The sequence below is a fragment of the Streptomyces sp. NPDC059649 genome, assembly GCF_042734445.1.
Lineage (GTDB): Bacteria > Actinomycetota > Actinomycetes > Streptomycetales > Streptomycetaceae > Streptomyces.
The window spans coordinates 35,367-48,851 of the sequence record NZ_JBHWDV010000052.1 but is presented as its reverse complement, the minus strand read 5'-3'; the positions used below and the strand labels follow the sequence as shown (position 1 = coordinate 48,851).

Genomic DNA, 13,485 nt, shown 5'->3' with positions numbered 1-13,485 from the left:
CCCACCAACGGGAGGGGCTGGACCGGAGGACGAAGTCTGGAGGGCCGGCACCGCACCCAAAAACACCACGCCCGCCGCCAGGCGCAACGGCGAGCGAGCCCCGCGGCGGGACAGCCAGGTACGTACGCGGCGCCGCAAAGCGCGCAACGGCGAGCAACCCCGACAGCGGGACAGACGGGTACGTGCGAGGCGCCGCAAAGCGCAACGGCGAGCGAGCCCCGCGGCGGGGAAGCCAGGTACGTGCGAGGCGCCGCAAAGCGGCAACGGTGAGCAACAACCGCGGCGGGACGGCCAGGTACGTGGGCGAGAAACTACACCGTGAGGACGATCTTTCCGAACAGGTCGCCCTCCGCCATCTTCGCGAAGCCCTCGCGTGCCCGGTCCAGTGGCAGCGTGGAGTCGATCACCGGCCGGATCCCCTTCGCGGCGCAGAAGCTGAGCAGGCCGGCCAGTTCCTCCTTGCTGCCCATCGTCGAGCCGACGATCTTCAGCTCCAGGAAGAAAATCCGGTTGAGCTCCCCGCTCTTGGGGGTGAAGCCGCTGGTCGCGCCGGAGATGACGAGCGTGCCGCCGGGCCGCAGCGACTTGACCGAGTGCGACCAGGTGGCGGCGCCGACGGTCTCGATCACCGCGTCCACCCGCTGCGGCAGCCGCTCGCCGCTGGGGAACACCGCCTCGGCGCCCAGTTCCAGGGCGCGCTTGCGCTTGGCTTCGTCCCGGCTGGTGGCGAAGACCCGCAGGCCGGCCGCGGCGCCCAGCACGATCGCGGCGGTCGCCACGCCGCCGCCCGCGCCCTGCACCAGCACGCTGTCCCCGGGCCGTACGCCCGCGTTGGTGAACAGCATCCGGTACGCGGTCAGCCAGGCGGTCGGCAGGCAGGCGGCCTCCTCGAAGGAGAGCTCCTTCGGCTTGGGCAGCACGTTCCAGGCGGGGACGGTGACCTGCTCGGCGAAGGAGCCCTGGTAGCGCTCGGTGAGGAGGGAGGGCTTCTCCTTGGGGCCGACGCCGTGACCGGTCTGGCCGATGACGGAGTGCAGGACGACCTCGTTGCCGTCCGCGTCGATCCCGGCGGCGTCGCAGCCGAGGATCATCGGCAGCGACTCTTCGGTGATGCCCACCCCGCGCAGCGTCCACAGGTCGTGGTGGTTGAGCGAGGCGGCCTTGACGGTGACGGTCGTCCAGCCGGGGCGTACCTCGGGGGCCGGGCGCTCCCCCAACTCGAGGCCGTTCAGCGGCTGGTCACGGTCGATGCGGGCGGCATAGGCAGCAAACATGATCCCAACGTAGGCCGCGGGCGGGCGCCGCGGTACCGCGTACGGGTGTGACACGCACCGCGCCACCCGGCCGCAAACCGGCACAACGGCCGCGCACCTCCTCAGGACGCACACCGCAACGGGCCGGGCCCGCACCCTGAGGGAGGTGCGGGCCCGGCCCGTGCGCATGGGCGGGAGGCCCGCCCGGTGGGTCAGCGGCGTGCCACGCCCTCGGCGCGGGCGGCGGCCGCCACGGCGGCGGTGACGGCCGGGGCGACCCGCTCGTCGAACGGCGAGGGGATCACCCGGTCGGCGCTCAGTTCGTCGGCGACGACGGCGGCCAGCGCCTCGGCGGCGGCGAGCTTCATGCCCTCCGTGATCCGCGACGCGCGCACCTGCATGGCGCCGGCGAAGATGCCGGGGAAGGCGAGCACGTTGTTGATCTGGTTGGGGAAGTCGCTGCGCCCGGTGGCCACCACGGCCGCGTACTTGTGCGCGACGTCGGGGTGGATCTCCGGGGTGGGGTTGGCCATCGCGAAGATCAGCGAGTTCTTCGCCATCTTCGCCACCGCCGCCTCCGGCACCGTGCCGCCGGAGACGCCGATGAAGACGTCGGCGCCGTCCAGCGCGTGCTCCAGCGACCCGGCCAGCTTGGCCTTGTTGGTGAAGCCGGCCAGCTCGCGCTTGACGTCGGTGAGGTCCTCGCGGTCCGCGGAGACGACGCCCTTGCGGTCGCAGACCGCGACGTCGCCGATGCCGGCCTCGATGAGGATCTTGGCGATGGCGACCCCGGCCGCGCCGGCGCCGGAGATGACCGCGCGCAGCTGCCCCAGCGAGCGGTCGGTGAGCTTCGCGGCGTTGCGCAGCGCGGCGAGCGTGACGACGGCCGTGCCGTGCTGGTCGTCGTGGAAGACCGGGATGTCCAGGGCGTCCTGGAGCCGGCGCTCGATCTCGAAGCACCGCGGCGCCGAGATGTCCTCGAGGTTGACGCCGCCGAAGGACGGTGCCATCCGGACGACGGTCTCGATGATCTCGTCGGTGTCGGTGGTGGCGAGCGCGATCGGCACCGCGTCCACGCCGCCGAACTGCTTGAACAGGATGGCCTTGCCCTCCATCACGGGGAGGGAGGCCTCCGGGCCGATGTCGCCCAGGCCCAGCACCGCGGTGCCGTCCGTGACGACCGCGACGACCTGGGACTTCCACGTGTAGTCGTGCACGAGCTCGGGCTGCTCGGCGATGGCGCTGCACACCTTGGCGACGCCCGGCGTGTACGCGAGGGACAGGTCGTCCTTGTCACGCACCGGGACGGTTGCCTGAATGGCCATTTTGCCGCCGCGATGCAGCGCGAAGGCCGGATCGAAGGTGCCGTCGGGCGCCGTGCCCGTGCCTTCGTCCGCGCCGGTATTGCCGTCGCTGGCGGGATTGACGATCTCCGCTGCCACTTGTCTTACCCCTTTTATTCGTAAATCTGCTGAGGGTGACCACTCCCTGGTTAAGGGGTGGGCGGGCACCGCGTCCGCGCCCTGCGTGACGGTTGGCCGCCGCGCGGGGGGAGGTACGGACGCCGGGCGCGCCGCACACGCGCCCTGAGCCCCGGATGAGGGGTGTAACGCACCTTTCTACCCGACGGGCGCGGGCCCCGACGAGTCAGATTCATTACCCTCGGGTTCAGAGGCCCGACAATAACGGCGAAATGGACTAAAAAGGCAGAAGAGCCGTGAGTGTGCTGTCCGGATCCCGAGACGCCCGGGGCGAACCTAACGCCCCTCGCGTCCCACCGGATGCCGGTTTCGCATCCGCCACAGGGCCGTCACCTCCACTTCCCCGTCCGTTATCCGATTTTGACCTGTACGACAGTCCGAATAGCGGAGTCCGGATGGCAAGATTCCGTCACCAACCGAGGTCGCAACGCTCGAAGGGGTGCGTACGGCCCTTTCGGCACGTCTTTGTCACGTCGGCTTCTCCACCCGCAGGAGGATCAGCATGACCGCAAGCCCCACGCGTCGCCCGGCCGCCGGCAGGCACCGTAAAGCCGTGGCGGCCGCGGCCGCGGTCGTCGCCTCGCTGATGGTGCTCAGCGCCTGCGGCGACCAGACGGATGCCGCGATCGCCCGGCGTGAGGCGCAGAAGAGCCGGAACGTCCATGCGCCGCTGTTCAAGCTGCTGCCCAAGGACGTACAGGAAAAGGGCTTCCTCCAGGTCGGGTCGGACATCACCTACAAGCCGGTGGAATTCCGCTCGAACGGCGTGGTCAAGGGCATCGACCCGGACCTCGCGGCGGCGATGAGCAAGTTGCTGGGCATCAAGCTGAACTTCAACAACGCCACCTTCGACACCCTCATGGGCGGTCTGAAGTCCAAGCGCTACGACATCGCGATGTCGGCGATGACGGACACCAAGGAGCGCCAGCAGGGCATCGACAGCAACACCGGCAAGAAGATCGGCCAGGGCGTCGACTTCATCGACTACCTGAACGTCGGCGTCTCGCTCTACACCCAGAAGGGCAAGACCAACGGCGTCGACGGCTGGGAAACGCTGTGCGGCAAGAAGATCGCGGTACAGCGCGGCACGGTCTCGCACGACCTGGCCAAGGACAAGTCGAAGGCCTGCCAGAAGAACGACCAGGAGCCGATCTCCATCGAGGCGTTCGACAACGACTCCGAGGCGCAGACCCGGCTGCGTACCGGCGGCGTGGACGCCGTCTCCAGCGACTACCCGGTCGCGGCGTACGCGGTGAAGGTCTCCGGGGGCGGCAAGGACTTCCAGATGGTCGGCGGCGCGCCGCTGAAGGCGGCCCCGTACGGCATCGCCGTCCCCAAGGGCCAGGAGAAGCTCCGCGACGCCCTCAAGGCCGCCGTGGAACTCGCGATCAAGAAGGGCTCGTACGCCGACGTCCTGGCCAAGTGGGATGTCAAGGACGCGGCGGTCAAGGAAGTGAAGCTCAACAGCGGCACCTGAGCCGCCAGCAGCCGTCCCGTCCCCTCCGGCCCCTCCCGTCGAATGCTGAAAGGCAACATCCGTGTCAGTTGACGTCGACAAGCCGGCGCAGCCGCCGGCGGACGCCCCGCCCCCGCCCGAGTCGATCAAGGCCATCCCGGTCCGCCACTACGGGCGCTGGGTCGCGGCGCTCGTCGTCATCGGGCTGATCGCGCTGCTGTTCCGGGCCTTCGCCTCCGGGAACGTCAACTGGGGCGCCATCCCCCAGTACATGTTCAACGGGGACATCCTCAAGGGCCTGCGCAACACCCTGCTGATCACCGTCCTGTCGATGGTCATCGGCATCGTGCTCGGCGTGATCCTGGCCGTGATGCGCCAGTCCAAGAACCCGGTGACGTCGACCGTCGCGTGGTTCTACGTCTGGTTCTTCCGCGGCACCCCGGTGTACGTCCAGCTGTTCCTCTGGTTCAACCTGGGCCTGGTCTTCCAGTACATCGACATCATGCCGATCTACAAGGACGAGTGGTCGGACTTCATGACCCCGTTCCTGTGCGCGCTGCTCGGCCTCGGCCTCAACGAGGCCGCGTACATGGCCGAGATCTGCCGGGCCGGCCTGAACGCCGTCGACGAGGGCCAGACCGAGGCGGCGCACGCGCTGGGCATGAGCCACGGCAGGACGCTGCGCCGGATCATCGTGCCGCAGGCGATGCGGGTGATCGTGCCGCCGACCGGCAACGAGGTCATCAACATGCTGAAGACCTCCTCGCTGGTCATCGCCGTGCAGTACTACGACCTCCTGCAGGCCGCGCAGAACGTCGGCCGGGACTCCGGTGTCGTCGTCGAGATGCTCATCCTCGCCGCCACCTGGTACCTGATCGCCACCACGGTGCTGAGCATCGGCCAGTACTACCTGGAGCGTTACTACGCGCGGGGCTCCAGCCGCCAGCTCCCGCCCACTCCGCTCCAGCGCGCCAAGGCGAGGCTGTCCGGCGGCTTCAACCGCTCCGCCGGAGGTGTCGGATGACCAGCAAGCTGACGACGAAGGCCGCCGGCAGCAGCGGCGGCCCGATGGTCAAGGCCGAGGGCGTCCACAAGTCCTTCGGCGCGGCGCACATCCTCAAGGGCATCGACCTGGAGGTCGCGCCCCGGGAGGTCTTCTGCCTGATCGGCCCGTCCGGTTCCGGCAAGTCGACGTTCCTGCGCTGCATCAACCACCTGGAGAAGATCAACGCCGGCCGGCTGTCCGTCGACGGCGAACTGGTCGGCTACCGCGAGCACAACGGCAAGCTCTACGAGCTGCGCGACCGCGAGGTCGCCGCCCGCCGCCGCGACATCGGCATGGTCTTCCAGCGCTTCAACCTCTTCCCGCACATGACCGCGATCGAGAACGTCATGGAGGCGCCGGTCCAGGTCAAGGGCGAGTCCAAGGCCGCGGCCCGGGAGCGCGCCGGCAAGCTCCTGGACCGGGTGGGGCTGGCCGACAAGGCCGGTAACTACCCCTCGCAGCTCTCCGGCGGCCAGCAGCAGCGGGTGGCGATCGCCCGGGCGCTGGCCATGGAGCCGAAGCTGATGCTCTTCGACGAGCCGACCTCGGCGCTCGACCCGGAGCTGGTCGGTGACGTCCTGGACGTCATGAAGGACCTGGCGGCGGACGGTATGACGATGATCGTCGTCACCCATGAGATGGGCTTCGCCCGCGAGGTCGGCGACTCGCTGGTCTTCATGGACGACGGCGTGGTCGTCGAGTCCGGCCACCCGCGCGAGGTTTTGGGCAACCCGCAGCACGAGCGGACGAAGTCGTTCCTGTCGAAGGTGCTGTAGGGCCGCTCCCTTTGCAGGTGCGGTACGACGTGGTGGGCCGGTCCCCGGGGGAGCGGCCCACCACCGCCGTGTACGGGTGCTACTTCAGGCCCAGCACCAGCGCGTCGGTGGGCGAGGACCACACCGTCCGGGCCTCCGCGAAGCCCGAGTCCCGCAGGGCGGCCGCGTGCCAGGCCGCCGAGGGGGTGTCGCCGTCGGCGTGCTCGCCGTAGATCTCGAAGCGTTCGGCGGTCGGCCCGGCCAGTCGGGGGTCGGCGGCGGCCAGCTGCCACCACTCGGCCCAGTCGACCGCGCCGGCGGCCTTGGCCTTCTCCATCCGGGCGTGCCGGAAGGCCCGCTCGGCGGCGTTGATCCGCGGGGTGGACTCCTCCGGCATGCGGTCGGCGTTGAGGAAGACCCCGCCGTCCCGCACCAGCGCGCCGAGCTGGCCGTAGAGGGCCCGCAGCTGCTCGGTGTGCAGCCAGTGCAGCGCGGTCGCGGTGAGGACGGCGTCGTACGCGTCGTGCGGCAGCTTCGCCGTCCAGTCCGGGTCCTTCAGATCGGCCCGTACGAACCTGACCCGGGGCTCGTTCTCGAAGTACCCTTCCGCGATGGCCAGCAGCGCGGGATCCAGGTCGACACCCACACTCTCGGCCTTCGGGAACCGCTTCAGCAGCCGGTCGGTGATACTGCCCGTACCGCAGGCGAGGTCGAGCACCCGGGGCGCGGGGCCCACCAGCGCCTCGACCATGTCGAGCATCACCCGGAACCGCTCCTCACGGTCGGGGAGGTACCACTCCTGCTGCCGGTCCCAACTGTCCTGCCACGCCTGCCAACCGGCACCGACGACAGTCTCGGTCATCGCTTCCCCTCCACACCGTAATACCCTGGTAGTGGGTCCGCCCATTACCGCACCCACACAACCGCACCCTATCCACCGCCCGTAAGGACTACAAGTGGAACTGGCCTATTACTCGGACTATGCCGTGCGGCTGGTCAACACCGAGCAGCCCGAGCGCGGCAGCGACAGCCTGACCTCGGTCGAGGCCGTGCGCGAGCTCTTCGGGCCCGCCCAGCAGGCGGCCCGGCGGGCGACCGACAGCGACGTCACCCGGCTGCGGGCGGTGCGCGCCCGGCTGCGCGCGGTCTTCGAGGCCGCCGCCGGCGGCGACGAGGTCCTGGCGGTGGACCTGCTCAACGCGCTGATGATGGAGTTCCCGGTCAGCCCGCAGATCTCCGGCCATGAGTACCGGGACGAGGACGGCCGGCCCAACTGGCACATGCACATCGCCGACCAGGCCGCCAACGCGACGGCCGGCTTCACCGCGACCGCCTGCATGGGCCTGGCCTTCCACCTCACCGAACTGGGCGTGGACCGCCTGGGCATCTGCGAGGCGGCCCCCTGCCGCCACGTCTACCTGGACACGTCCACCAACCGCTCCCGGCGCTACTGCTCCGACCGCTGCGCCACCCGCGCCAACGTCGCCGCCTATCGCGCCCGCAAACGCCTGGAGAGCGAGCGCTCGGCACGCACCGGACGGACCGCGGACGCCGCCCAGGAGAGCAGCGCGGGCACCGACCGCTGAATCCCGCGCGGCGGCCGCAGCCGCAGCCGGGCACGGGCGATGACCAGTTCGTCCGGAACGACCCCGAATTCCCGGCTGTCGTTCTCGACGAACGGATTGTCCCCCTGGACCCACCAGCCGCCGTCCTGTCGCCGCACGGCCCGCTTGACGATCAGCAGGTCCTGCCGGAACGGGTGCCGCAGCACGACCACGTCACCGGGCCGCACCACCGCGCCGTACTGCACCACCAGCTGGTCACCGGGCTGCAGCGTGGGCACCATTGACGGGTTGTAGACCTCGGCCAGCCCGAACGCACGGAGCAGCCCGGCCCGCTCCTGCCCCGGCTCCGCGCCCTCGCCCTGCTCCGGCCCGCGCTCGTCCACCCGCTCCGGCATTCCCTACCTCCCGGTCCAGCCCCGGTCCGACCTGCTCACGGCCCATCCTCCAACAGTCCCGGCCCGACACCGGACTTTTGCCCTAAGACCCCCGGGCCACCCGAGAAAAGCCTTCCCGCACCGAGTAATCTCGCACCTGAGAAGACGATCACGAGGAAGGACTGCACATGCTTTCCCGCCTGTTCGCGCCCAAGGTCAAGGTCAGCGCCCACTGCGACCTGCCCTGCGGCGTCTACGACCCGGCCCAGGCCCGTATCGAGGCCGAGTCGGTCAAGGCCGTCCAGGAGAAGTACCAGGCCAACGAGGACCCGGACTTCCGCACCCGCGCCATCCTGATCAAGGAGCAGCGCGCGGAGCTGGCCAAGCACCACGTCTCGGTGCTGTGGAGCGACTACTTCAAGCCCCCGCACTTCGAGAAGTACCCCGAGCTGCACCAGCTCGTGAACGACACCCTCAAGGCCCTCAGCGCCGCCAAGGGTTCCCACGACCCGGCGACCGGCCAGAAGGCCCTCGACCTCATCGCCCGGATCGCGGAGATCTTCTGGGAGACCAAGAAGGCCTGAGGCTTGCCGGGCGGCCCGACCCGCACCTTCGCGGGTGGTCCCGCCCACCTGTCCGCACCCGGTCCGCATGCCGCCGCACGCACGGCGTCCATGACGGAGCGGGTGCGGTCTTCTTTGCCCGGACACAGGTGCCCGGAGGTCCGCGGCGCGATGACGGCGGACGCACGGCCGAGGACCAATGGGGGCGTCAGCGCAGGAACCCTTCGTAATTGCGCTGCTGGAGCTGACTCTCGATCTGCTTCACGGTCTCCAGTCCGACGCTCACGATGATGAGGATGCTCGTGCCGCCGAACGGGAAATTGCTGCCGTTGAACAGCACCAGGGCCGCCGTGGGCACCAGGGCGATCAGCCCCAGGTAGAGCGCTCCCGGCCAGGTGATCCGGTTGAGCACATGGCCAAGGTGGTCGGCCGTGGGTCGGCCGGCACGAATACCGGGGACGAACCCGCCGTGCTTCTTCATGTTGTCGGCAATTTCATCGGGGGTGAAGGAGATGGCGACGTAGAAGAACGCGAAGAAAACGATCAGCAGGAAGTAAAGGACCAGATAGATCGGTTGGTCGCCCCTGCTGAGGTTGGTGGCGATCCACCGGGCCCATCCTGATGCCGAGTTACCGCCCAGATCGATCAGACTGGGTATGGAGAGCAGCGATGAGGCGAAGATGACGGGAACGACACCCGCCTGGTTCACCTTCAGGGGAATGTAGGTCGAAGTGCCGCCGTAGGAACGGCGGCCGATCATTCGTTTCGCGTACTGAACCGGGATCCGGCGCTGCGCCTGCTCGACGAAGACCACGAGGCACACCATGCAGAGGCCGACCGCGATCACGAGGGCGAATTCGCCCCAGCCGCCCAGGATTTTCCCCGACTTCTTGATCCCCCACAGGTTGGCCGGGAAGCTGGCGGCGAGAGAGGTGAACATCAGGATCGACATGCCGTTGCCGATGCCACGGTCGGTGATCAGCTCTCCGAGCCACATCACCACGGCGGTGCCGGCGGTCATGGTGATGACCATGACGGAGGTCCGGAAGATCGAGGTGTCCGGGACGATCTGGGCGCGGACCTGGCAGTTGGGGAAGAGCCCACCGCTTTGGGCCTTGGCCACCAGGGCGGCGCCCTGGAGCACCGCCAGGCCCAATGTCAGATACCGGGTGTACTGGGTGATCTTCGCGGTGCCCGTCTGGCCCTCCTTCTTCAGCGCCTCCAGGCGCGGAATGACCACCGTCAGCAGTTGAAGGATGATGCTCGCCGTGATGTACGGCGTGATCCCCAGGGCGAAGATGGTGAGTTCCAGCAGCGCACCACCGCTGAACGTGTTGATCAGGCCGAAAAAGCCGCCGTTGCCGACACCCTCCTCGACGCACCGCGTAACGCTCCGATAGTCCACGCCGGGGACCGGAACGTTCTGCCCCAACCGATAGAGAAGCAGGATTCCGAGCGTGAAGAGTATCTTCTTGCGAAGACCGGGCGTTTTGAGAATCCTGACGAATACGGTAGGCACTTGTTCACGTCGTCCTTGTTCTCGCAATGTGGCAGGCGTGTGCACGGCGCCTGAAGCAATAGGGCAGGTAAGGCGCATGGGGTCTCGGCTCGCGGATATGCCGGCGGGCGGGCGGCCGGTGGCGAGGTGCTCGTCGACCCGTAGTTCCGGCAGCAGTGCGGCGTTAGCGCTCGCACGGGCGAGGTGCTCCTCGCCCCGGGGCCGCTGCGACTGCCGGTGCCGATGCGGATGCGGATGCCGAAATGGAGTCGCTGCCGAAAAGGAGTGGCGCGGATAAGTGGCGAGTTTTGAACCGGACTTACGGCACTCGCACTCCGTGCTACTTGGCCGTTGAGGTGTGGGCCGGGACCGGGGCCGGCACGGTCGTGCAGATGCGGGAGGGGATCGGGACCGGCACGGTCGTTGAGGTGTGGGTCGGCACCGGCACGGTCGTGCAGGTGCGGGCCGGGACGGGGACCGGCGCGGTCGTGGCGGTGGGTTGGTGATGAGGAACGGTGGGCCCGCCTTGAGCGGAAGCGCTCGGCAGGACTTCCAGCCCGACGCCGAGCCCGGCGATCGTCAGCGCCGAGCCGGTGGCCATCCAGACCGTACGAGCCCGCCGACGGGCCCGGACCCCGGCGTGCAAACGCTGCCGGTGCTGGTCCTCAAAGGGGGTGTCTGCCTGGGTACCGCGCATCATCCGCGCGAGTTCGTGTTCAAAGTCTTCCATGATGTCTCCTTTCACCTCACCGGCTCGATGGCGTCACCGAGGAGCTGCCGCAACCGCGTCACGCCCCGTGACGTGAGGGACCGGGCGGTGCCCACCGGGCACCCCAGCGCCTCGGCAACCTGCGTCTCGGAAAGGTCCTGGTAATAGCGCAGCACCACCGCGGCGCGCTGGCGCACCGGCAGCAATGCCAGCGCGGCCTCCAACCGGGTCCGTTCCTCCACCGCGGTGGCCACATCGCCGGCCTCGGGAAGCTCCGGCAACCGTTCCACCGGACGCTCACCCCACCAGCGACGTCGCGCCGAGCGAGCCGCCGCACGTGCCAGCACCCGGCGCACATACGCCTCCGGCGCCTGCTCGGCCACCCTCGGCCACGCGAACCACAGCTTGACCAGTGCCTCCTGCAGCAGATCCTCGGCCCGATGCCGATCTCCGCCGGTGAGCAGATGCGCCAGGTGAAGCAGTGCCGACCAACGAGCCGCCACGAACCGGTCGAACGCATCGGCCCGCAACTGCCTCATCAACGCCGTCCCCCGCCTCGATCACTCGCCTACACCCCTACAAAGGCGCTGACCCACGTCCCGCTATGCAGTCCCCGGGCGTGAGCTGCCTCACACGCCCGACGAACGTGCTCGTGCCGCCCACGGGGGGCCGGTGGGAGGGGCCGCGGGAGCTGGGCCGGAGGAGCCGCGGGAGCTGGGCCGGAGGAGCCGCGGGAGTTGGGCTTCGGCTCGGAGGTGACGTGCCGGCGTCGGCCGTGTCGCGGCTGACGGGCCGGCCGTCGCGGTAGGGGACGGCTACGTCGCGACCGGCAGCGGCGGGTCGTGGCGGGCGAGCCAGGCGCGGTAGGCGTCGCTCGCCCAGGCGATCTCCATGTAGGAGGCGGTCAGGTCGGCGAACAGCTCGTCCGGGGTGCCGGCCGGGGTGCCGTCCTGGCGGCAGGCCATGAAGAGCCGGACCGCCAGCGGGTCGCCGTAGAGGGGGCGGATGGCCATACCGGGCCGGGAGCGGGCGGTCGGCTGGCAGGGGGTGACCACCTCGCCGGCGGTGACCAGGTCCACCGCGGTGAGGTAATCGCCGTGCACGACCCGGGGGTTGATACCGGCCGCCGCCCAGATACGGCGCAGACCGGCCCATTCGCCGTCCACCGTCGGGTCGACCATCCACTGGTCCTCGGCGAGGTCGGCGACCCGTACGACGTCCTGCGCGGCCGCCGGGTGGCTGTCCGCCAGCGCCAGGAACTGTGGCTCGCGGGCGATGAGTTCGTGCTCCACCAGGCCGTCGGGGACGCGTAGCGGGGCGCCCTCGACCTCGTGCACGAACGCGGCGTCGAGCTGGCCCGTGGCGACCATGTGCAGCAGGGCGTTGGCGGACACATCGGTACGTATGGTCGTGTCCGTTTCGGGCAACCGGACCCGTAGCCGGCGCAGCCAGCCGGCGACCGCGGGGCTGTTGGTGCTGCCGATGTGCAGCCGGGCACCCTGCTCGCGGTGCGAGACCGACGCGACCTCGTCGACAAGCGCCCGCATTTCGGCCACTATCGGCCGGGCCCGGCACAGCACCGCATGGCCCAGTGGGGTGGGCCGGCTGCCGGTCGGTTCGCGGAAGAAGAGCTGGCCGCCGAGGGCCTTCTCGATGCGGTGGAGCTGTGTCGTCAAGGAGGGCTGGGTCATGCCGAGTTGCCGGGCCGCCTTGCGTACGCTGCCGGAGTCCGCGATGGCGCACAGTGCGCGAAGATGCCGTACCTCAAGCTCCACGCGGGGAGCATAACGACGAGGGCGCCCGTCACACCAGGCTCTCAAACCTGCCGGAACTCGCCTTTTTCGCAGGGGTATTGCGCCAAGCTATCGCCACCTGAAATCTCCGTCCTGTGGGTGAAGTCCGTCCAGACTCAACGGCACCAAGAAATCCGCAGGGCCCCGGTCGCCGCCCCACACGGCGACCGTACGGCCCTCGGAGATGAAGGAGCCCCCACATGAGATCTCCCAAGACGGCGCTGTCGGCGGCGCTCGGTCTGGGCCTCGCCGCCGCGCTCGCAGTCGCGGCGCCGGTTTCGGCAGCTTCCCCCTCCTCCACCCCCTCCTCCCACCTCAGCACCCCGGCGTCGATCGCCGCCTACAACGGCTCGGCGGCCGAGAAGGCGGACACCAAGGCGTTCTTCGAGGCCGTGATGAAGTCGGCGCGGGCCAAGTTCAAGGCCCACCCGCACGCGGAATCGGTCACCGTGACCTATGACGCGAGCGCCGCACCCACCTTCAAGGGCCAGATAGCCGAGAGCGCGTCGATCTGGAACAGCGCCGTCAAGAACGTGCAGCTGCAGGAGGGCAGCGGCGGCGACTTCCAGTACCGCGAGGGCAACGACCCGCGCGGGTCGTACGCCAGCACCGACGGCCACGGCAAGGGCTATGTGTTCCTGGACTACCAGCAGAACCAGGAGTACAACTCCACCCGCGTGACCGCCCACGAGACCGGCCATGTGCTGGGTCTGCCGGACCACTACGAGGGCCCGTGCAGCGAGCTGATGTCCGGCGGCGGCCCCGGCACGTCCTGCCAGAACACCCAGCCGGACGCGAACGAGCGCGCCCAGGTGGACCAGCTGTGGGCCAACGGCCTGGCGGGCGTCCACTTCGGCAAGGCGTCCTGACGCCGGGTGCGCACCACGAGTTCGGCGGTGGCCGACGGACCGGACCGGGCTGACGGTAGCCGGTCCGTGCACCCGGCCTGGGGCTGACGAGTACCGGAACCTGGCGGCCGGCCCTCGTATCCCC

General features: G+C 69.4%; 14 protein-coding genes. 6 read left to right on the top strand and 8 right to left on the bottom strand.

All coding sequences use genetic code 11. The features are described from left to right. Positions 1-311: 311 nt before the first annotated feature. On the bottom strand, positions 312-1,274 hold the full coding sequence (locus ACFV1J_RS33975; RefSeq protein ID WP_385864670.1) for a zinc-binding dehydrogenase: 963 nt from the start codon (positions 1,272-1,274) through the stop codon (positions 312-314). A gap of 191 nt (positions 1,275-1,465) precedes the next feature. Further along, the gene (locus ACFV1J_RS33970; RefSeq protein WP_385864668.1) at positions 1,466-2,695 is read right to left on the bottom strand and encodes an NADP-dependent malic enzyme; all 1,230 of its coding nucleotides are present in this window, start codon (positions 2,693-2,695) and stop codon (positions 1,466-1,468) included. A gap of 541 nt (positions 2,696-3,236) precedes the next feature. On the opposite strand from ACFV1J_RS33970, the gene ACFV1J_RS33965 reads away from it, so the two are divergent. The 3 genes from ACFV1J_RS33965 to ACFV1J_RS33955 all read left to right on the top strand — a co-directional run bounded on the left by ACFV1J_RS33965 (position 3,237) and on the right by ACFV1J_RS33955 (position 6,011). Next, positions 3,237-4,211 (top strand): ABC transporter substrate-binding protein, encoded by a 975-nt coding sequence (locus ACFV1J_RS33965; protein ID WP_385864666.1) that lies wholly within the window; start codon positions 3,237-3,239, stop codon positions 4,209-4,211. Between the two features lie 61 nt (positions 4,212-4,272). Next, positions 4,273-5,214, top strand: coding sequence for an amino acid ABC transporter permease (locus tag ACFV1J_RS33960; RefSeq protein WP_385864664.1), 942 nt, complete (start codon positions 4,273-4,275; stop codon positions 5,212-5,214). 44 nt (positions 5,215-5,258) lie between these two features. Then, positions 5,259-6,011 carry an amino acid ABC transporter ATP-binding protein gene (locus ACFV1J_RS33955; protein ID WP_385864685.1) on the top strand — a complete coding sequence of 251 codons (753 nt, stop codon included), beginning with the start codon at positions 5,259-5,261 and terminating at the stop codon, positions 6,009-6,011. Between the two features lie 79 nt (positions 6,012-6,090). Here ACFV1J_RS33955 and ACFV1J_RS33950 read toward each other — a convergent pair whose 3' ends face one another. Beyond that, positions 6,091-6,852, bottom strand: a complete 762-nt coding sequence (locus ACFV1J_RS33950) for a class I SAM-dependent methyltransferase (RefSeq protein ID WP_385864662.1) — start codon at positions 6,850-6,852, stop codon at positions 6,091-6,093. A 94-nt stretch (positions 6,853-6,946) separates the two neighbouring features. Between ACFV1J_RS33950 and ACFV1J_RS33945 the strand changes: the two genes are divergently transcribed. Beyond that, complete coding sequence (locus tag ACFV1J_RS33945) at positions 6,947-7,576, top strand: CGNR zinc finger domain-containing protein (protein WP_385864660.1); 630 nt, start codon at positions 6,947-6,949, stop codon at positions 7,574-7,576. Here the strand turns inward: ACFV1J_RS33945 and sodX are convergent. Next, on the bottom strand, positions 7,480-7,950 hold the full coding sequence (gene sodX / locus ACFV1J_RS33940; protein ID WP_385864658.1) for a nickel-type superoxide dismutase maturation protease: 471 nt from the start codon (positions 7,948-7,950) through the stop codon (positions 7,480-7,482). The genes ACFV1J_RS33945 and sodX overlap by 97 nt on opposite strands. 167 nt (positions 7,951-8,117) lie before the next feature. Here sodX and sodN point away from each other — a divergent pair, with 167 nt between their 5' ends. After that, positions 8,118-8,513 carry a superoxide dismutase, Ni gene (gene sodN, locus ACFV1J_RS33935; RefSeq protein WP_385864655.1) on the top strand — a complete coding sequence of 132 codons (396 nt, stop codon included), beginning with the start codon at positions 8,118-8,120 and terminating at the stop codon, positions 8,511-8,513. 187 nt (positions 8,514-8,700) lie between these two features. On the opposite strand, the gene secY is transcribed toward sodN, so the two are convergent. The 4 genes from secY to ACFV1J_RS33915 form a co-directional block, all read right to left on the bottom strand. Then, positions 8,701-10,011, bottom strand: a complete 1,311-nt coding sequence (gene secY / locus ACFV1J_RS33930) for a preprotein translocase subunit SecY (RefSeq protein ID WP_385864651.1) — start codon at positions 10,009-10,011, stop codon at positions 8,701-8,703. Between the two features lie 319 nt (positions 10,012-10,330). Then, positions 10,331-10,720, bottom strand: coding sequence for a cellulase (locus ACFV1J_RS33925; RefSeq protein ID WP_385864649.1), 390 nt, complete (start codon positions 10,718-10,720; stop codon positions 10,331-10,333). 11 nt (positions 10,721-10,731) lie between these two features. Next, positions 10,732-11,238: a SigE family RNA polymerase sigma factor gene (locus ACFV1J_RS33920; RefSeq protein WP_385864647.1), complete on the bottom strand. Its 507-nt coding sequence runs from the start codon at positions 11,236-11,238 to the stop codon at positions 10,732-10,734. A gap of 276 nt (positions 11,239-11,514) precedes the next feature. Next, positions 11,515-12,474, bottom strand: a complete 960-nt coding sequence (locus tag ACFV1J_RS33915) for a LysR family transcriptional regulator (RefSeq protein WP_385864645.1) — start codon at positions 12,472-12,474, stop codon at positions 11,515-11,517. Positions 12,475-12,692: 218 nt separating this feature from the next. On the opposite strand from ACFV1J_RS33915, the gene snpA reads away from it, so the two are divergent. Next, the gene (snpA, locus tag ACFV1J_RS33910; RefSeq protein WP_385864643.1) at positions 12,693-13,361 is read left to right on the top strand and encodes a snapalysin; all 669 of its coding nucleotides are present in this window, start codon (positions 12,693-12,695) and stop codon (positions 13,359-13,361) included. Positions 13,362-13,485 lie beyond the last annotated feature (124 nt).

What these genes read in the sequence shown, in the direction of transcription:
- snpA (WP_385864643.1), top strand. Translation starts at nt 12,693, where the DNA reads ATGAGATCTCCCAAGACGGCGCTGTCGGCGGCGCTCGGTCTGGGCCTC.
- ACFV1J_RS33955 (WP_385864685.1), top strand. Translation starts at nt 5,259, where the DNA reads ATGGTCAAGGCCGAGGGCGTCCACAAGTCCTTCGGCGCGGCGCACATC.
- sodX (WP_385864658.1), bottom strand. Translation starts at nt 7,950, where the DNA reads ATGCCGGAGCGGGTGGACGAGCGCGGGCCGGAGCAGGGCGAGGGCGCG.
- sodN (WP_385864655.1), top strand. Translation starts at nt 8,118, where the DNA reads ATGCTTTCCCGCCTGTTCGCGCCCAAGGTCAAGGTCAGCGCCCACTGC.
- ACFV1J_RS33920 (WP_385864647.1), bottom strand. Translation starts at nt 11,238, where the DNA reads ATGAGGCAGTTGCGGGCCGATGCGTTCGACCGGTTCGTGGCGGCTCGT.
- ACFV1J_RS33965 (WP_385864666.1), top strand. Translation starts at nt 3,237, where the DNA reads ATGACCGCAAGCCCCACGCGTCGCCCGGCCGCCGGCAGGCACCGTAAA.
- ACFV1J_RS33950 (WP_385864662.1), bottom strand. Translation starts at nt 6,852, where the DNA reads ATGACCGAGACTGTCGTCGGTGCCGGTTGGCAGGCGTGGCAGGACAGT.
- ACFV1J_RS33975 (WP_385864670.1), bottom strand. Translation starts at nt 1,274, where the DNA reads ATGTTTGCTGCCTATGCCGCCCGCATCGACCGTGACCAGCCGCTGAAC.
- ACFV1J_RS33925 (WP_385864649.1), bottom strand. Translation starts at nt 10,720, where the DNA reads ATGGAAGACTTTGAACACGAACTCGCGCGGATGATGCGCGGTACCCAG.